General features: G+C 41.2%; 18 protein-coding genes and 1 pseudogene. 18 read left to right on the forward strand and 1 reads right to left on the reverse strand.

Features of this window, described 5'->3' with window-relative positions; translation table 11 throughout:
* Positions 1–6: 6 nt before the first annotated feature.
* The 6 genes and pseudogenes from NP781_RS07620 (at position 7) to NP781_RS07650 (ending at position 6,633) form a co-directional block, all read left to right on the forward strand.
* A complete protein-coding gene (locus NP781_RS07620; RefSeq protein WP_221683151.1) occupies positions 7–2,325 on the forward strand; it encodes an ABC transporter permease in 2,319 nt (772 codons plus the stop codon).
* 5 nt (positions 2,326–2,330) lie between these two features.
* Positions 2,331–3,086 carry an ABC transporter ATP-binding protein gene (locus NP781_RS07625; RefSeq protein WP_221683152.1) on the forward strand — a complete coding sequence of 252 codons (756 nt, stop codon included), beginning with the start codon at positions 2,331–2,333 and terminating at the stop codon, positions 3,084–3,086.
* 104 nt (positions 3,087–3,190) lie between these two features.
* Complete coding sequence (locus tag NP781_RS07630; protein ID WP_221683153.1) at positions 3,191–3,709, forward strand: sigma-70 family RNA polymerase sigma factor; 519 nt, start codon at positions 3,191–3,193, stop codon at positions 3,707–3,709.
* The gene (locus NP781_RS07635; RefSeq protein ID WP_221683154.1) at positions 3,696–4,358 is read left to right on the forward strand and encodes a TIGR04104 family putative zinc finger protein; all 663 of its coding nucleotides are present in this window, start codon (positions 3,696–3,698) and stop codon (positions 4,356–4,358) included. The genes NP781_RS07630 and NP781_RS07635 overlap by 14 nt, the downstream gene beginning before the upstream one ends.
* Positions 4,359–4,498: 140 nt before the next feature.
* The gene (locus tag NP781_RS07640; protein WP_257522510.1) at positions 4,499–5,050 is read left to right on the forward strand and encodes a biotin transporter BioY; all 552 of its coding nucleotides are present in this window, start codon (positions 4,499–4,501) and stop codon (positions 5,048–5,050) included.
* A 177-nt stretch (positions 5,051–5,227) separates the two neighbouring features.
* Positions 5,228–6,633: pseudogene (locus NP781_RS07650) on the forward strand (amidohydrolase).
* Positions 6,634–6,667: 34 nt separating this feature from the next.
* Here the strand turns inward: NP781_RS07650 and NP781_RS07655 are convergent.
* Positions 6,668–6,877, reverse strand: coding sequence for a hypothetical protein (locus tag NP781_RS07655; protein ID WP_004229027.1), 210 nt, complete (start codon positions 6,875–6,877; stop codon positions 6,668–6,670).
* A gap of 212 nt (positions 6,878–7,089) precedes the next feature.
* Between NP781_RS07655 and NP781_RS07660 the strand changes: the two genes are divergently transcribed.
* The 12 genes from NP781_RS07660 to NP781_RS07715 all read left to right on the forward strand — a co-directional run bounded on the left by NP781_RS07660 (position 7,090) and on the right by NP781_RS07715 (position 18,960).
* Complete coding sequence (locus tag NP781_RS07660) at positions 7,090–8,859, forward strand: glycerophosphoryl diester phosphodiesterase membrane domain-containing protein (protein WP_221683156.1); 1,770 nt, start codon at positions 7,090–7,092, stop codon at positions 8,857–8,859.
* 162 nt (positions 8,860–9,021) lie between these two features.
* The gene (locus NP781_RS07665; RefSeq protein ID WP_221683157.1) at positions 9,022–9,972 is read left to right on the forward strand and encodes a stalk domain-containing protein; all 951 of its coding nucleotides are present in this window, start codon (positions 9,022–9,024) and stop codon (positions 9,970–9,972) included.
* Positions 9,973–10,289: 317 nt separating this feature from the next.
* Positions 10,290–11,081 carry a DeoR/GlpR family DNA-binding transcription regulator gene (locus tag NP781_RS07670; protein WP_004229022.1) on the forward strand — a complete coding sequence of 264 codons (792 nt, stop codon included), beginning with the start codon at positions 10,290–10,292 and terminating at the stop codon, positions 11,079–11,081.
* 13 nt (positions 11,082–11,094) lie between these two features.
* A complete protein-coding gene (locus NP781_RS07675) occupies positions 11,095–12,360 on the forward strand; it encodes a class-III pyridoxal-phosphate-dependent aminotransferase (protein WP_202341857.1) in 1,266 nt (421 codons plus the stop codon).
* A gap of 42 nt (positions 12,361–12,402) precedes the next feature.
* Positions 12,403–13,422: a phosphotransferase enzyme family protein gene (locus tag NP781_RS07680; RefSeq protein WP_257521919.1), complete on the forward strand. Its 1,020-nt coding sequence runs from the start codon at positions 12,403–12,405 to the stop codon at positions 13,420–13,422.
* A 25-nt stretch (positions 13,423–13,447) separates the two neighbouring features.
* Entirely contained in the window at positions 13,448–14,854 is a 1,407-nt protein-coding gene (eat, locus tag NP781_RS07685) for an ethanolamine permease (protein WP_221683159.1), read from the forward strand.
* Positions 14,855–14,874: 20 nt separating this feature from the next.
* A complete protein-coding gene (locus NP781_RS07690; RefSeq protein ID WP_221683160.1) occupies positions 14,875–15,618 on the forward strand; it encodes an HAD-IA family hydrolase in 744 nt (247 codons plus the stop codon).
* Between the two features lie 4 nt (positions 15,619–15,622).
* Positions 15,623–15,913 carry a hypothetical protein gene (locus NP781_RS07695; RefSeq protein ID WP_221683161.1) on the forward strand — a complete coding sequence of 97 codons (291 nt, stop codon included), beginning with the start codon at positions 15,623–15,625 and terminating at the stop codon, positions 15,911–15,913.
* Between the two features lie 15 nt (positions 15,914–15,928).
* Positions 15,929–17,410, forward strand: coding sequence for an aldehyde dehydrogenase family protein (locus NP781_RS07700; RefSeq protein WP_257521920.1), 1,482 nt, complete (start codon positions 15,929–15,931; stop codon positions 17,408–17,410).
* A gap of 14 nt (positions 17,411–17,424) precedes the next feature.
* Positions 17,425–17,706 (forward strand): BMC domain-containing protein, encoded by a 282-nt coding sequence (locus NP781_RS07705; RefSeq protein ID WP_004229005.1) that lies wholly within the window; start codon positions 17,425–17,427, stop codon positions 17,704–17,706.
* Positions 17,707–17,719: 13 nt separating this feature from the next.
* The gene (gene pduL / locus NP781_RS07710; RefSeq protein ID WP_221683163.1) at positions 17,720–18,334 is read left to right on the forward strand and encodes a phosphate propanoyltransferase; all 615 of its coding nucleotides are present in this window, start codon (positions 17,720–17,722) and stop codon (positions 18,332–18,334) included.
* 5 nt (positions 18,335–18,339) lie between these two features.
* Positions 18,340–18,960, forward strand: a complete 621-nt coding sequence (locus tag NP781_RS07715) for a hypothetical protein (protein WP_221683164.1) — start codon at positions 18,340–18,342, stop codon at positions 18,958–18,960.
* Positions 18,961–18,969: the final 9 nt, after the last annotated feature.

An 18,969-nucleotide genomic window follows, 5' to 3' on the forward strand; every position in this document is an offset into this window, starting at 1 on the left:
TGACTTATGTATTGGAAAATTGTTCGAAATGATATGGCAAATAGCAAGCTAATTACAGGTATGACCATGCTATTTGTGGCGGTAGCAGCTTTACTTGTCACACTATCAGCAATACTTATTGTCCATTTGACAAGTGCAATTGACACGCTGATGAAACAAGCAGAAACGTCTCATTTTCTTCAGATGCATGCAGGGGAAATCGATCAAGTGCGGCTGACTGAATTTGCAGAGCAAAATAAATATGTAGATGAATATCAAATGAATGAATTTCTAAATGTGGAGGGCACGAAGATCAATATTGCGGGTACCACCTTGGCACATAGTGTGCAGGACAATGGTTTCAGCACACAAAGTGAGAAATTTGATTATTTACTTGATCTTGATGGTCATGTGATTGAAGTGGCAAATGGTGATATTTATGTACCTGTAAGCTATTGGAAGGACGGCATCGCTGACTTGGGGGATACTGTCATCGTTCATGATCAAACCTTTACAATAGCTGGATTTCTAAGGGATTCACAGATGAACTCTATGCTGGCTTCCTCCAAACGCTTTCTTGTCAGTGAACAAGATTATGCAGCAATCCAGGAAGCGGGAACAGTTGAATATTTAATTGAGTTTCGTTTGAAAAATTTGGCGGATTTAAAGAAGTTTGAAGAGGCCTATACAAGTGCAGGGCTAGAAGCAAACGGACCAACCATTACTTATAAGCTTTTTCAAATGCTGAATGCCATATCAGATGGACTTATGATTGCTGTTATCTTACTCATCAGTGTCCTTGTAGTCGCTATTGCTTTTATGTGTATTCGATTTACATTGCTCACTAAAATAGAAGAGGATTATAGAGAAATCGGTGTGATGAAAGCAATTGGCCTACGAGTGGCAGATATACAGAAAATGTATCTAGCCAAATATGGCGTTATAGCTGTGATTGGTTGTATGCTCGGTTTTGCCTGTTCCTTCTTCCTTCGAGATATTCTATTAGAAAATATCCGTCTGTTCATGGGAGAAACGGACAAAGTTTCACTCATTTGGTTGTTCACGGGTCTGGGATTGTTGCTCGTATTTTTTGTGATTATGGGCTATGTACGATCGGTACTCAAACAGTTTCGCAAGCTATCAGCCACGCAGGCGATGCGTTTTGGCACAACACAAGGAAAAGTGCAGCATACAAAATTATTGAACCTTAGCGCCAATAAAAGACTACCGATCAATCTTTTTCTTGGCATGAAGGATGTATTATCACGAAAAACACTTTATGCGACAATGCTCGCAGTATTAGTATTGGCAACATTTATTATTATCGTGCCTCAAAACTTACACAACACAATTGCAGCTAAAAGCTTTATTACGTATATGGGTATTGGGAACAGTGACATCCGAATTGATATCCCACAAGGCAAGCAAAATGAACAACAGGTGGCAGCGGTGAAGGATATGCTTGAGCATGACACAGCCATTAAGAATTATACTGTTTTGACAACAAAAAAATTCACAACGATTGCCGAGGACGGAACAGCGCAAAACCTAAAAATAGAGCTGGGTGACCATACGATATTCCCCTTAGAATATGCACACGGAGAGGCTCCAGTCGCTCCTAATGAAGTGGCACTTTCGGTGCTCAATGCAGAGGAGCTTCAAAAAAAGGTTGGCGATAGTTTAGCAGTAGTCATTAATGGAGAGAAGAAAAATTTGAGGGTCAGCGGTATTTATTCAGATATTACCAATGGCGGCAAGACTGCTAAGGCAGCTTTCTCTGACCAGTCTACGGATAGCATGTGGAGTGTCATCTATAGTACGATGGCTAATCCATCGCTTGTTGCAGATAAACGGGCGGAATATGCAAAAACCTTCTCGTTTGCCAAGGTGTCAGGTATTGATGATTATATTCATCAAACTTTTGGCACGACGATTCATGCCATCGAAAAGGCAGCTCGTGCAGCACTCGTCATTGCCTTATTGCTGTGTGTGCTCGTGACATTATTATTTATAAATATGCTGATTGCGAAGGATCAAGCACCCATCGCTATTATGAAGGCATTAGGATTCACGAATGTCGATATAGCTACACAATATGCAGCACGTTCGATTTTTGTATTACTGCTTGCCATCTCGATGGGGACGTTGCTCGCAAACACGTTAGGTGAATATTTAACTAGTACGGTCATTGCCTCATTCGGGGCGGCATCATTTGATTTTATGATTAATCCACTAGCAGCTTATGTTTTTTGCCCACTAGCGCTTACAAGCGTTGTACTGCTAGCTACGCTAATTGGTACGTCAAGGGCAGGGCAGGTAAAAATTATTGAGCATATAAAGGAGTAGAACCTATGAATATAGTAAGTGGTGAGCAAATAGCAAAGACGTTTCAGGTAGGCAAAGAACAGCATCCCGTTTTACTGGATGTATCAGTTGCAATCAATCAAGGAGAGTTTATCTCCATTATGGGCCCATCAGGCTGTGGTAAATCGACATTGTTGTATGCCCTTAGCGGGATGGACAGTATTGATCAAGGTCAGGTCATCTTTGATGGAATGGATTTAACGACATTAAGTGACAAAGAACTGGCTGATTTGCGTAGAACGAAAATGGGCTTTGTCTTTCAGCAGCCGACCTTTCTAAAAAGCTTAAATATCCTTGATAATATCCTGTTACCTGCGATGCGTGATGAGCGAAAAAATGTGAGGGCCTTGACAGAAAGGGCACTACAGATTATGAACAAAATGGGGATTGCAGACTTGGCAAAGCGAGATATTACACAGGTTTCTGGTGGGCAGCTTCAACGGGCAGGCATTTGCCGCGCCTTGATTAGCAACCCGCAAGTGATCTTTGGAGATGAGCCCACAGGCGCATTGAATTCAACGTCTGCTCAGGAAATCATGGATTTATTAGCCTCCATCAATAGTGAAGGCACAACGGTGATGCTTGTGACCCATGACCCAAAAATTGCCGCAAGAACAGAGCGTATCCTTTTTATGTCTGATGGCGCTATCGTGAATGAACTGAGATTGCCTCGATTCACAGGCGCCGATTTAGACGATCGAATGGTCAAAGTTGTCTCTTCTATGCAAAAAATAGGTATTTAGCTTGAAGAAATCCGTAATGATTTAAAAATTACGGATTTTTTTTTGATAAAATGAATCGCATTCGTTATGGCATCCGTCAGTAGTGTAGGAAGTAGGTGAGGGCAATGATGGCTATTGAACAGATAATCGAGGAGCACGGTGATTACTTACTTAAGGTCGCCTATCTCTATGTGAAAAATAAGGCAACGGCGGAGGACATCGTGCAGGATGTGTTCATCGCCTTTTATCAAAAGCAGGGACAGTTTCGTCAGGAAGCATCCTTACGTACATATCTAGTGAAAATGACGGTTAATCGAAGTCACGATTATTTACGAAGTTGGAAAAGTAAACGACTGACATTGTTTGAAAAGATCACGGGACGCACAACGGCTATGACACCTGAAAAGGAGATACTAGAGAAAACTGTAAAAAAAGAGCTGGTGGAGGCATTGTTTACATTATCAGTTGCCTATCGAGAGGTCTTGATTTTGTATTATTTTGAGGAGATGTCGACAGTGGAAATTGCACAGCTTGTACACTGTCCAGAAGCAACGATTCGCACAAGATTACAGCGAGCTCGTAAACAATTAGCAACAGCAATGGGTGACTTTGATTGGGAGGTGCTACGCCATGAATCAATTTAAAGAGGAACTATTAAAGGAGCTACAAGATGTCAAGCTTTCACAGCAGCGCAAACAAGTAATCGCGGAGAAAGCACAACGAAAAGTTCAACGCAAAGCAGGTAATCAATGGACGTATCGTATCGTATTCGCAACCTTTACTATTTTTGTTATCGGTTTTAGCTATATCTTGACACAGCAGAAGGGGCAACAGAGTTCAAGCCATCAGGCGGCTAGCCTACAGTCGGATACTTGGCATTGGTGGTCACTTTTTGCTTCGGATTATGTAAGAGGCTTTATTTTATTGAGCATTTTTATAGGGGCGACCATTATTGTCAAACGCTATCTATTGAAAAAGGGATATGGTTTACCTGTTTGTATTGAATGTGGGGAGAGTTGGTCTGAGAAGGATGCACGTAAATTATATCGCAAAAATAGTGAAATTGTGTGCCCTCATTGTGGACAAAAACAATACCGCACAAAAAAATCCATGCAAATCAGTGGTGTAATGACGATGCCAGTGCCGTTGCTGATTATGTTGCAGCATGTTTTCCATCATTTTGTTATTGGTCTCATTTTCTTTTTAGTGGGCATGTTCTTTTACCATTATCAAATTGCGCCATATGTGTTTAAGCTACAAGAGAAAGATCCGATGAATGAACCTTTATGGTAATGATTTCGGCAGGAAATTGCTAGGCTAATCTAGCAATTTCTTTTTTTATTCTAAAATAGATTGACAATGGTTTTCATTTGCTTTATCTTTGTGTTAACTTATTTTTATTATTAGTTAACGCACAAGGGGAGGCTTTTTACATTGAAAAAGGAAGTACATATCAATATGTGTTAGCAGCATTTGGGGCAGCAATAATCGCAGTTTTAGCACAGGTAACAATCCCACTACCACTTATCCCGATTACAGGTCAAACGTTAGCAGTTGGCATCATCGTGACGATTTTAGGGACAAGATTAGGCACGTTATCTGTTCTATTATATATTTTACTAGGGGCAGCAGGTTTACCTGTATTTAGCGGTATGTCAGGTGGACTTGGGATTTTAGTTGGTCCAACAGGTGGATATATTGTAGGCTTCCTTGCCACAGCTATTATTATGGGCTTATACTTAGATAAATTTGGTATTACATTTACTCAAGCTATTATTGCGAATATCATTGGGATGATTGTTACATTAGCGTTTGGGACAGTGTGGTTAAAAATTGTAGCAGATTATACATGGACAGCTGCCTTTATGGGTGGTGTTGCACCATTTATCGTGGTAGGTATTGTCAAAGCGGTACTTGCAGCATGGATTGGTGTAATTGTTCGTCGTCGCTTAGAAAGAGCGCACTTAATTGAAGCAATAGCATAGGACATGGGAGGAATTGTTTTGGCAACATTATGGACAGGTGGTAAGATTTACACGATGGCTCAGGTTGGTGAAACAGTGGATGCAGTCCTTGTTGAAGATGGAAAAATTGTGGCGACAGGCTCAGTGGAGAGCTTGTCGCCACTAGCTGCTTCTATCCAACATTTAGAGGGCAATATCATGTATCCAGGCTTTGTCGACAGTCATTTACATATTATTGGCTACGGGGAAAAGCTCAAGCATCTTGATGTATCGGCAGTTACGAGTAAAGAGGCGTTGCTTGTGAAACTTCAGGAGCAAATGGCTGAGGCGTCAGCACATGAATGGGTCATTGCGATTGGACTAAACGAAAACCAATTTGAAGAGCCCATTTTCCCGACCTTAGCGGAGCTAGATGCCCTTGGAGATGCTCATTTAATCATTAAACGGAGCTGTCATCATTTGATCCTAGCCAATTCCAAGGCACTCGCTTTTGCAGGAATTACAAATAAGACTCCTTCGCCAGAGGGGGTGTCATTGACAAAGTAGATGGTCAGCTCACAGGGATACTAAAGGATGCAGCATTGTATTTAATTGTTAACCAGATGCCACATATTACACCTGCGTATATTGAGGATGCACTGATAAAGGCGGTGACCTCATTGCAATCCTATGGTTTAGTAGGGGGACATTCAGAGGATTTAAGCTATTATGGACCGCCAGGCCAGCCGATTCAGGCTTATCGCAAAATAGTAGAGGCACAGCAATCCTTTAAGGTGCATTTATTACAGCATCATACAGTCTTTGAAGATGTTGCGAAGATGGATTTAGCTTCCTCACCATTTTTGGAGTTTGGTGCGATGAAAATTTTTATTGATGGAGCCTTTGGAGGTCGTACGGCTGCACTACGTCAGCCTTACTGTGATGATTCGTACAATGCAGGGATGCTTATTCATACAACTGAGCAATTAACAAGCTATGTTCAGCTGGCACGTCAATATGGACAAACCGTTGCCGTGCATGCCATTGGCGATTTAGCAATAGACACGATTTTAGACGTTTTTACGGCATATCCTCCTCAGGAAGGTCAGCTTGATCGCGTGATTCACTGTAGCTTAGTCGATGAGGAACTATTAGCCAAGCTAGCTGCATTACCAGTGGCAGTGGATATGCAGCCGCAGTTTGTACAGGGAGAATACCAAGCAGAGCTATCGAGACTTGGGGAGGAGCGCGCACAGGGCTTACATCCTTTAAAGTCGCTTCTTGACACAGGGCTGATTGTCGCAGGCGGCAGTGATGCTCCGATTGAAGTGCCAAACCCGTTGTATGGTATATATGCGGCTGTCACTAGAAGAAATTTTGGGGAGACACATGATGGCTATAACCCTCATGAGAAAATTTCCCGATTTGAGGCAGTCCGTTTGTACACAGTAGGGGCGGCTGAAATAATTGGACAGCAATTTATGCGTGGCAAAATTGCAGAAGGCTTTGCAGCAGACTTTACGATTTTACAAGAGGACGTTTTTACAGTAGAGATGGAGCAGCTTCCACACATTCAAGTCGCATGCACGGTTGTGAATGGTCAGATAGTATATGAAAATCGCTGAGAAGGTTATCCTTCACAGCGATTTTTTTATGGGACTATTGTTTGTCAGCTAGTTGTTTTACTTGTTGTTCTAAGGTCGACACACGTTTTGATAAGTCCTCTACTTGCTGTTGCATGGTTGGTGGAGGAGACACAGGGGCAGTGGATTTCATTTTTTTGATCATATGGATCATCACGAAAAAGATTGCTAGAAACATACATAAAAGAACGGTTGTACTAATGATATCACCAAGGTTGAATTTCATGTTTGCGCTCCTTTCTGTAGTGGGTATCTAGTTATATACAGGGTGACATGCTAAAAAGTTTCAAAAAAATGGTGAATGTCACGATTAATACAAAAATTGACGCCTACTTTGGTGTAGAGGAGTGCTATTTTATTGGCTTTGAGGAATGGGCCATAGCAGTCAAAACATACGTTAGTAGTGAGCGATTTTAACAGCATGATAGGGGTGAGTATGTGCACAAGGCAGGACAAGTAATGCGACAGGCTGTCCATAATATTTATGTTTATCGATTCGATTATGTACAGGTTTTCGCATTAATTAGAATCTTTCAGTTTTTATTAATGATCCCTGTAACCTCTATCGTCTTGAAGCTCATGCTACGAGTAACTGGGTTTACACATATTACTGAGCAAAATTGGCAAAGCTTTGTGACGCATCCCTTTGTGATGATAATGATTTGTCTATTAATTTTGCTGTTTTTATTATTTGTATATTATGAGATGGGCTTTCTATTTCTCATGGCCTTTCATCAGCAACGAGGACTTCGCTACCGATTTCTTCCTTTATGGCAACAATTAAATCGCAAGGTTGTTTATTTTTTTAGTGTGCAAGTTTTATTTCTCATCGTCTATCTAGCGCTATTAATGCCACTAGCTTCCTTTATGCTACCCCTTACATTGACTCAATCCATCTCCCTACCACCTTTTCTAACTGAAGAAATCATGAGTAGTCGAGCGGGTAGGCTAGCATATGCTGTGGTGGCAAGCATCATTGTGATGATAGGCATTCGAAGTATCTTAACGTTACCTATCTTTACAATCCAGCCGAACATCTCAATTTTGCGTTCTTTTAAGCAAAGCTGGCGATTTTCCAAGCGTGGATTATTTGAACTAGTCGTGCTACTAGCTATGCTTTTAACAGGTCATCTGTTGATGATGCTTGGTATAACAGTGGTCGCTACGTTTCCACTCTATTTAATTGAACGTTTAATGCCAAGTGCAGCCTTGATTACGGCTGGGCTGACACTAGCCTTTTTAGAAATGGTCTTTGTGGTGCTATTTAGTTTATTACAGGCGATGTTTTCACAAGTTATGGTCGCCATCACGTATAATACGCCAGTGATGGGTAAAATCAGCGCTACTACACATCGGAAGCGGCGCTATAAGCCATTGCTGTTGATCAGTGGCATTGTGTTTCTCGTATTAAGTATGATGAATATCAATTCCTTAGAGAAAAGTGTCTATGCACCAGATACCAAAATTATTGCCCACCGCGGCTATGTAGCAGGTAATGTAGAAAATACAATTAGTGGATTGGTGAGTGCAGCCAATGCGGGGGCAGATTTAATTGAAATCGACATTCAACAAACTGTGGATGGGGAATTCGTTGTCTTCCATGATCGAACATTACGAAGGTTAGCAGGTAAAAATGGTGTCATTGCGAATATGACCCTGAGCGAACTAAAAACGTTAACCATTCATCAAAATGGCTTTAGCGATAAAATTGCTTCATTAGATGATTGTATTGAAATTGCCAAAGCGTTAGATGTGGCGCTACTAATCGAATTAAAGGTACATGGTCAGGAAACGGAAGATGTTTTACCTAAATTAGTAGAGAAGCTACGAAAATACAAGGTGCTAGATTCCTACTATGTGCAATCCGCCGATGGACAAAAAATGACGCAATTAAAAAAATTGGTGCCGAATTTGCGTGTCGGTATTGTTTATGCACTCAATATTGGACCAATGGAGGAAAATGTTGATTTTATCGCACTGGAGGAATCCTGGGTAACGGAGCAGCTTATCGAAGAATTGAAGCAACATCCGACCGATTTATTTGTTTGGACACTCAATGACGATCGCTCCCTGCAAACCTTCATCGAAAAAAATGTCAGCGGCGTCATCACCGACCATCCTGACGTCGCCCGCGAGCTAAGAACTCAGCAAAGCGAAAACCAATATTTCTTACAACGCATCCTGAATCGGCTGAGATTTATCTTTTGATGGGGGTAGAATAAAATCGCGAAGAAGCGAATATCCGCGGAGAGAAGGTAGATACCCGCGAAAGCAAAGCTCTAGCCATAAAAATGGAGACAGTTTGTAACCTTTTTCTTGTGTATACGACTACTTTATTGAATTCGGGAAAATGAAGGAGATGCTTTTTGTATGAAAATGACGAAGGTCGTACCATTTGCTATGTCAGCATTATTATTAGGGGGCGCGATTGGAGCTCCAACTGCATCAGCGAACGAAGGGGAACCTACTGTGATTAACGCAGAAACTTCAGTGCAACAAGTGCAGCCTATTTTTATTAAAGTGACAGGTACTGTTGAAAACGTAGAAGTACGTGAAAATGCCACATACTATACAGTGGTGGATGGTGACAATACAAATATTGTGATTGCCAATAAAGACTCATTAGTTTTCGACAATATGGGAAAAGAAGCCAAGCTTCAAAAAGGAAATAAGGTCTCAGCTTACTCTTATGCCAAGAAGCCGATGCTTGCGATTTATCCACCACAATACAACCCAGAAGTAATCATTGTAGAAACAGAAGAAATGGGTAGCGTGGAAGTGGATTTCTTCAATAAAGATTTAGTGGATACTGAAAATAACCTTAAGTTAAATGTTGGGGAAGACACGAAGCTAGCAAGTGCTACTGGTAAAGATGTGAAAGTGGACGATTTAAAAGAGCAGCATTTAGTGGTGTTCTACACAATCGCAACAATGAGCATCCCTGCTCAAACACCGCCATCAAAAGTGATCGTATTAGATACGATTGAGAAGGAAGAACCTGTTGAAGTGGATCCAGTTCCAACACCAGAACCAGCTCCAGTTGATTCAGCGGTTCAAGAAATTATCAATAAAGACTTTTACGAAGTAGATGGGACTAAAATGGTGCCGCTACGCTTAATCGCTGAAAAGCTAGGCTTTAAGGTGGAAGTAACGCCAAAAGGTGCCATTGTTTCAAAAGGAGCCCTTTCGTATACAATTACGCGAGGTCAAAAAGAATATGGTTATAATAAAGCGCTTCGCCAATTTAAAGTAGCCCCTGCTTTATTAGAATCCGGCAAAACATATGTACCTGTTGAATTTGTTGAAGAATTAACAAAATAATCTCGTCATCCCCCTTTATGGTTTCTACCATGAAGGGGGATTTTTTATGAGAAAAAATAGTTGTAGAAAAATATTTTGAAAAAGGTTTAGAGAGCATTATGAGACAACTGAAATTGGTTTTTTGTGGAGTATTCATTTTACACTTATGAGAAATAAGTGGCTTTAGAGAGAAAAAATCATACGTAAAATAAAATCCTGAGTATTGACAATTATCGAACTATTATTTAAAATTCAAAACAAATCCACATAAATACAGAAATAAAGTGTTGGATTTGTGGATTTTGTTGGATTTAACTTTGTGTTTGGAGTGATGATGTATGTCTCTTTCGTTTGAGGAACGTAAAAAAGTGATTTTAGATATTTTAGATTTAGAAGGAAAAGTAAAGGTAAGTGATGCAGAGCAGCTATTAAATGTTTCAGGCGAGACTATACGTAGAGATATGGATCGATTGGAGAAAGAAGGGCTTCTACACAAAGTCTATGGGGGGGCTGTGAAGGCAAAGGAAAAGTATGAGAGGACCTTTGAACAGAAAACGTCACTTAACAATATAGAGAAGAGAAGGATTTGTAAGGCTGCTGCAAGTATTGTGGAAGACGGTGATGTTATTTTTATCGGTCATGGTACAACAGCCTATGAAATCGTTCGTTATTTAGGTGATAAGCCCAACGTCATTGTCGTCACCAATTCACTCCCAGTTTTATCATTAGCCGCAGAATGCTTTCAAGGGAAGGTGCTCTTTGCGGGAGGAGAATATGAACATCGACAAAAATTTATGGGAGGTCCATTAGCTGATTTATTTTTTAATCAACTAAAGGCAAATAAAGCTTTTGTTGCTGCAGGTGGGATTTCGTTAGCTGATGGTATTACCGACTATGATATTACGGGCGCAGCGATTTCAAAGAAATTAATAGAGCGGGCAGAAAATACGATTATTTTAGCGGACCATACGAAATTTGGTGTCTCTACATTTGCGCATATTTGTCATTTAGAGGACGTTTCGATGGTGATTACAGATCAAAAGAGCTCCACACAATGGCAGGAACGATTACAGCAGAAAAAAGTGGAGTTATTCATTGCAGGTGAAATGTTGGATGACGTCAATGTATAGGAAGGTGGAAACTATGGACTATTTTGCAAATAAACAGGCAACCTTACAAAAATCAATTGACTGGTGGAATCCAGGAAAAACGAAACAGTGGCAAATCGATGGTGTCGATGTCGTTATCGGGAAACGAGAGGGCTATTATTTTTACGATGTGGATGGCAAAAAATTAATGAATGCGCATCTCAATGGCGGAACGTATAACCTTGGCCATCGTAATCCAGAAGTCATTGCTGCATTAGTGGAAGGAACCAATTATTTTGATATTGGCAATCATCATTTTCCATCTACTGCACGTGCACAGTTAGCTGAAAAATTAGCAGCCTGCACACCAGAAGGCTTAACATATTCTATTTTCTCTAGTGGTGGAAGTGAAGCAATTGATGTTGCCCTAAAGTGTGCGCGTTATGCTACAAAACGTAAGAAAACGATTTCCATTAAAAATGGATATCATGGGCACACAGGTCTTGCAGTTTCGCTTGGCAATGAACGCTATTCAAAACCGTTTTTAAGTGAGGGCAGTCCACATGAATTTGTGCACGTGCCATTCAATGATCTTGCGGCAATGGAACGTGAGCTTGCTAGAGGGGATGTAGCTAGCGTAATTATCGAGACCATCCCTGCGACATATGGGTTCCCCTTGCCCACTGCTAATTACTTGGCTGATGTCAAATCACTTTGTGAACGATACGGGACATTATATATTGCAGATGAGGTGCAAACAGGCTTAATGAGAACAGGTAAACTGTGGGGTATTGAGCACTATGGTGTGAAACCAGATATTCTGGTGACAGCAAAGGGTCTAAGTGGCGGTATTTATCCAATTGCAGCTACAGTGGTCAATGAACGAGCAGGCGGCTGGATGGAAGAAGATGGACTAGCTCATATTTCTACATTTGGTGGAGCAGAACTAGGTTGTGTAGTGGCGATGAAAGTATTAGAAATCTCCCAACGTCCTGAAGTAGTAAAGAATGTAGAATATGTTGCTCGTTATCTACGAAGTGGCTTAGAGCGTATTCAACAACAATATCCAGATTTCTTTGTGGGCATTCGTCAGCTTGGCGTTGTTATGGGCCTAGAGTTTAATCATCCTGAAGGGGCTAAATATGTGATGAGCTCCTTGTACAAACATGGGGTATGGGCTATTTATTCAATGCTGGATACACGTGTGTTGCAATTTAAGCCAGGGCTATTATGTGATAAAGCGTACTGTGATGAATTGCTTGAAAAATGTGAGGCGGGCATTAAAGAAGCAGCGCAGCTTGTAAAATTTGCACGCTATTAAAGGAAAGAAAGCTTGTCAATTTAGTAAACAGGGGTTTTCTAGATGGGTCAAATGGATTTCATAGATTTAGAATTGGTCCTTTCCAACTTTCATCAAGCAGCAAATGATGCATTAAAGGAGTTTAGTTGTTTACTAGAAGCATCTTGTAAAATGATTGATTATTCCGAAAATGCAACGTATCTCGTAGAAGATGTGCAGGGCAAAAAATATATTCTGAGGATCAGCCGACCAAATTACCATAAAAAAGAGGAAATCGAAGCGGAGATTGCCTGGTTAAACTCGCTCCATGAGCAATCTCCTATTGATGTATCATTACCGATGCGAGCAGATGACGGTGACTACGTACATGCTCATTCGTATAATGACACGATATATTATAGCACATTATTTACATTTTTGGAGGGCACTGCTCCTGATGAGAATAATGAAGATGATTTAATTCAGCAATTTGAAACATTAGGCGAAATAACAGCCATGTTCCATAAACATACAATCGAGCAGCATGATTATTACCAAGCCTTTCAGCGCATGACATGGGATTATGATACGATTCTAGGTCAATCTCCGAAATGGGCGAGATGGCAGGATGGACTTGGAATGACCCCTGCACGAATCGCTTTATATGAGGAAGCATCACATATCATTCAAAAGAAGCTTGAGGCATTTGGGAAAGATAAAACAAGATTTGGCCTTATCCATGCGGATCTACGCTTAGCTAATTTACTCATCTATGGGGATGAAATTAAAGTGATTGATTTTGATGATTGTGGTTTTGGGTGGTTTTTATATGATTTAGCCACATCGGTGAGCTTTATTGAGCATATGCCGTATCTTGATGAGTTGATCGCTTCATGGGTTAAGGGCTACTGCAAAATTCGATTATTAACAGACGAAGAAAAAGAGATGATCCCAACTTTTATATTAATGAGAAGACTACAGCTTATTTCGTGGATTGGAAGTCGAGATAATGAGACAACGCGCTTACTTGGTGAAAATTACACGCTTCAGAGTGATGATTTAGTGAAAGCCTATGTAGAAAAGTATCAAGACTGTAACAACTAAATAACGATAAAAGGTGGCGAATAACATGTCTTCGAAAAAGGATGAAATCATCGTATTAAAGAAAGCCCTTACACCCATCCATTTATGGACAATTGGCGTCGGCATTGTGATTTCTGGTAACTACTTTGGCTGGAATTTTGGTTTAAGTCAATCTGGTTTTTTAGGAATGCTCATTGCCACATTATTTATGGCGATTATGTATTTAACGATGACCTTAGGTATTTCTGAATTATCGACGATGTTACCTTATGCAGGAGGCCCTTACTCCTTTGCTCGACGGGCGATGGGTCGTTATATCGGTTTTATTACAGGGGTTGGTGTCGTGCTGCAATATGTCATTGCCGCACCAATTATTGCGATTGGTATTGGGGGTTATATTAGCTTTTTATTTCCAGCCGTACCGACAGTTGTGGCAGCTGCCTTTATGTATGCTCTGTTCATGGGTGTTCACATTATTGGCATTAAGGAATATGCCACAATTGAAATGGTGCTTGTCTTTATCGCGTTAGGGTTATTAGTATTAATGTATTTCGTTGGATTGCCGCAAATTAATGTAGGCCATTTATTCCCTGAGAGTGGTGATCTTATACCAGGTGGATTTAAAGGTATCTGGTCAGCATTGCCCTATGCGATGTGGCTATTCCTAGCAATCGAGATGTTGCCTATGTTATCGGAGGAGACGAGAGATGTACAGAAGGACATGCCAAAGGGGTTAATTTCAGGTATGGTGACCTTGCTGATTTTATCCATTTTGACAACAACTGTTGCCATTGGGCTAGCTGGCATCGATGTTATGACGGTTGCTGAAGATCCATTGCCAGCAGCGATTGCCGCTGTGTTTGGAAATACGTATTGGTTGGCGCAGATTTTAGCATCTGTAGGCTTAGTAGGACTAATTGCAAGCTTTTCAGGTGTGATTTTGGCCTACTCTCGTCAGGTCTATGCTTTATCACGTGCAGGCTATTTGCCAAGCATGTTATCGAAGATGCATAAAAAGCGTCAGACACCATATATGGCCATTATTTTGCCAGGCTTTATCGGGTTAGTGTTAGTCATTTTATTTAATCCAGATGATTTAATTTTAATTTCTACATTTGGGGCATTAGTATCGTATATTACGATGAATTTATCGGTGCTGATTTTGCGTAAAAAAGAACCTCATTTAGTGCGTACCTTTAAGACACCACTGTATCCCTTTACGCCTATTGTCTCACTTGTGCTAGCCGTCATTGCTATCTTTGCGAGCTTCTTTGCAAATTTGACTTTTTTCATCGTTTGTTTGGCTGTTTTTGCTGTGGCAACGGTCTATTATTGGGTGTGGGCAAGACACCATATTAATGAGGATGCACCAGAGGAACGCTTTGCGAAGGACGCTAAGGTGCAGGTAGAGGTGCAAGCACCAGTATCGCCAATAGAGGCTATACGAGAATAAATAAAGGGATGGGTTTTCCTATGACAAAAGTGGAATGGGTCATTTTTGATAAGGATGGAACAATCATTGAAATGGATTCTTTATGGATTGCCTGGGCAAAAAATTTATATGTCAATTTAACTGAAAATTCAGACTTAAAAATCTGTTTTTCCTTACAAACCTTTTTAAGAAACATAGGGGTTAACGACAATGGAGCAACGATTGACCCAACGAGTCCTCTAGCCATTGGAAGTATACAAGAAGCTGAGACGATCGTGGCATTTTTACTCTATCAGCAGGGAATCCCATGGAGCAAAGGGGTAACACTGGCGAGAGCAGCTTCCAACTTAGCCACATCACAGCAGGAAAATAGCGAGGTACAGGCATTACCTGGTATTCGTAATCTTTTAATAACCTTAAAAAATCAAGGGATGAAATTAGGAGTGATTACAGCTGATCAAACGGCACGAGCCAAATCACATTTACAACAGCTAGAGTTATTAGCTTTGTTTGAATTCGTTCTAGGCAGTGACCAAGCTACATCCAGTAAGCCCTTCCCAGACTTAGCATATGTGGCAAAGGAACAATTTCAAGTACCACTTGAGAAAGCTGTGATGATTGGCGATTCGAATGCAGATATGCTCTTTGCTAAAAATGCTGGCATGTGTTTTTCAATTGGCATTATTCCTGTAGCCACATACCCAAAGGATTATTTACCTGATGCAACCACAATCATTGAAGCGTATGACGAATCTGTTCTCACCATGCTAATCGAAAAGGAGTGAGCATATGGACAATCAGCTAATTGCCAAGATTACTGAATTGGTATTGGAAAAACTATCGCAAGGCTCTCAGCCTGAACTAGCTTCTAAAATATTAACAAATGAAGAATTACAGGAATGGCAATCATTTCGATTAATAAAAGAAAATCACCATCAGATGCAGCAATCAACTGTCCCTTCCTATGAAGCATTATCTACGCATGAATTACAGCATTGGCAAAGTCTGCACCAGCAATCATCAGGCACTGTCTCTGTAGCTAATTCGAGCGACTTAATTGCCCTAAAAAAATTTACATGACGGGAGGTTCGTCATATGGTGAGCGATCAAGATTTGGTTTCGATACAAGAGGCAAGAGACGGTATAGCAGCCGCTTCGATTGCGCAAAAAATGTATGCCAGCTTTACGCAAGAGCAGGTCGATCGAATTGTCGAGGTCATTGCCCAAGCTGCGTATAAACAGGCAGAAAATCTAGCCGTATTAGCTGTTACGGAAACAAAGATGGGCATTATTGAACATAAAAAAATAAAAAATGAACTGGCTTCTCAAGGTGTCTATGAAGCCATTCGGCATGAAAAGACAATAGGCATTATACACGAGGATAGGGTAGCAAGGCAGGTGGAAATTGTTTATCCATTCGGTGTTATTGCGGCAGTTACACCTGTCACAAACCCGACTGCTACAGCCATTTTTAAAACGCTAATTGCCTTAAAGGCGCAAAATGCCATTGTCTTTAGTCCTCATCCAACAGCAGTCAACTGCACCATTGAGGCATTGAAAATTTGTCAGCAGGCAGCCGTTCAGGCAGGAGCACCAGAGGGACTTATTCAATGGATTAGCCATCCAACATTAAAAGGAACAGAGGAACTTATGCATCATCGTGATGTACAGCTCATTTTAGCAACTGGTGGAGCAGGGCTTGTCAAAGCTGCCTACAGCTCAGGGAAACCAGCCTATGGTGTTGGCCCTGGGAATGTTCCTGTCTATATTGATCGCACAGCAAATGTGAACGAGGCAATGAAACAAATTATCGATAGTAAATCTTTTGATAATAGTACTATCTGTGCCACAGAGCAAGCTATTGTCGTGCATCAGGAGGTAAAAGCGCAGGTGATGGCTGCTTTAGCAGAAAATGGGGCCATCCTTCTTAGCGGGCAGGACAAGGAAAAATTAGCAAAGGTAATTTCACCAGTAGCTCGTACATTAAATAGCCAAATTGTTGGGAAGCCAGCAACCGTAATTGCCCAAATGGCCAATATTGATGTCCCTCGACATACACGTGTATTAGTGGCGGAGGAACAGGAGATTGGGAAGGAGTATCCATTTTCCATGGAAAAGCTTTCTCCTATCTTAGGTCTTTATACGGCTCGCTCGCAGGAAGAAGCCGTAAAGATTTGCCGTCGCTTGCTTGACGTTGGAGGAAGAGGACATAGCTTGGCTATTCATGCACAGGACGAACATTTTGTTAAGCAGTTTGCCGCTCAAATGCCCGTGTCCAGAATAGTAGTCAATACTTTAGCATCTGTTGGGGCAGCAGGCGGTACGACAAGTTTAACGCCTTCCTTTACATTGGGCTGTGGGGCCTATGGGGGAAATATTACGAGTGATAATATTTCTGCACATCATTTATTAAATAAAAAAAGAGTGGCCTATGGTGTGAAGGCACTAACGATTCCTCCCCCACGGCATCCACAAAATATACAGCCTCTACCGATGCAAGCAATTGAAGGGGTATCTATTGACAGGCTAACCATTGAAAAGATTGTAGAGGAAGTACTCACAAAGCTAAGTAATTAGAGGAGGAAAAGGAAATGAGCGTAGAGATAAATGGAGCTTTAGGCATGATTGAAACAAGAGGCTTAATCGGATCAATTGAGGCGGCAGATGCCATGGTAAAGGCAGCAAACGTCAATATTGTAGGGAAAGTACATGTTGGTGGCGGTATTGTGACGGTGCTGGTGACAGGTGATGTCGGGGCAGTCAAGGCAGCGACGGATGCAGGCTCTGAGGCCGCACGTCGAGTAGGTGAGCTATTATCGGTACATGTTATTCCACGCCCTCATTCGGAATTATACGCAATTTTACCTAAGTGAAAAGTGAGGTGTGATGAAAAACAAGCAAGTACATGCTGCTGTTGTTACGAATCAAAGTATCCCGATTGCGATTTCTGCCCGTCATTGTCATGTTAATGAGGAGGATTTCTATTATTTATTTGGTAGAGAGGCAGCGTTACAGAGCTGGAAGGATCTTTCCCAGCCAGGTCAATTTGCATCACAGCATGTCCTAACGCTAAAGGGACCCAAAGGTCAAATTGACAAGGTTCGGGTTTTAGGCCCATTTCGCACTGCAACCCAAATCGAAATCAGTCAAACGGATGCCATCAAGCTTGGCGTAACACCACCGATTCGTATGTCAGGCGACTTAGAAAAATCTGAATCGATTACATTGATTGGGCCTCATGGAACTCTCCATAAAAAGCAAGGATTGATTATTGCACAAGCACATATACACATGGATATATCCGATGCTATTGCCTTCAATGTCCAAGATAAGGAAATCGTGACGGTGGAAATCTGTGGGGATGTACGTCAACTACGATTAATGAATGTGGTCATACGCGTTTCACCAGCATTCGTTCTTGAGATGCATGTAGATACAGATGAGGCGAATGCAGCCGCTCTTCAACAGTATTCAATTGGCAAGCTTATCAAAATGGAGTGACAGGTATGGATATAAAAGAATTACAGAGAATCATCGAAGAAGTAGTCACATCGATGATGGAAAAAAAGCATAAAAGACTTTTGCTTGTCCATTCTCATACGACCATTTCTGAGAAACAGGTGGGCGTATTACAAAGCTATTGCCATGTTGAGGAGTGGCAGGCAAATGATACCATCAGTCCCACTCAGCTATTCTACGATGCTATTGTTTTTCTCGAAGTGGATCAAACATTTATCGTCAGCAGTGCCCAAGGCTTGCCTACTACACCGGCAGCCTTGTATCTGTCTGAGTTGCTGGTGAACAATCGAACAGCAATTTTAATTCCTAATGAAAAATTATCTGCTGTTGTCACAGCAAAGGAACCGAATCCTTACATGAAAATGTTGTTGCATCATATAGAGCGCCTAAAGGAGTTTGGCTGTGACATTCAGTTATTTGCACAGCTTATTCGATTTTTAAAGCAGCAAGAGGAACCTATTCGTTCGACTATAGTGGCAAACTATTTGACAGCAGAGATGCTTCAATCGTACAAGGGGCAACAGCTGACACTGCCTGCCCACACAAAACTTACAGCACTAGCACAAGAAATGATCCAGGAAAAAGGGATGACGATACAAAGATATTAGCAGGAGTGT

This window comes from Lysinibacillus sp. FN11 (assembly GCF_024628845.1).
GTDB classification, from domain to species: Bacteria; Bacillota; Bacilli; order Bacillales_A; family Planococcaceae; genus Lysinibacillus; species Lysinibacillus capsici.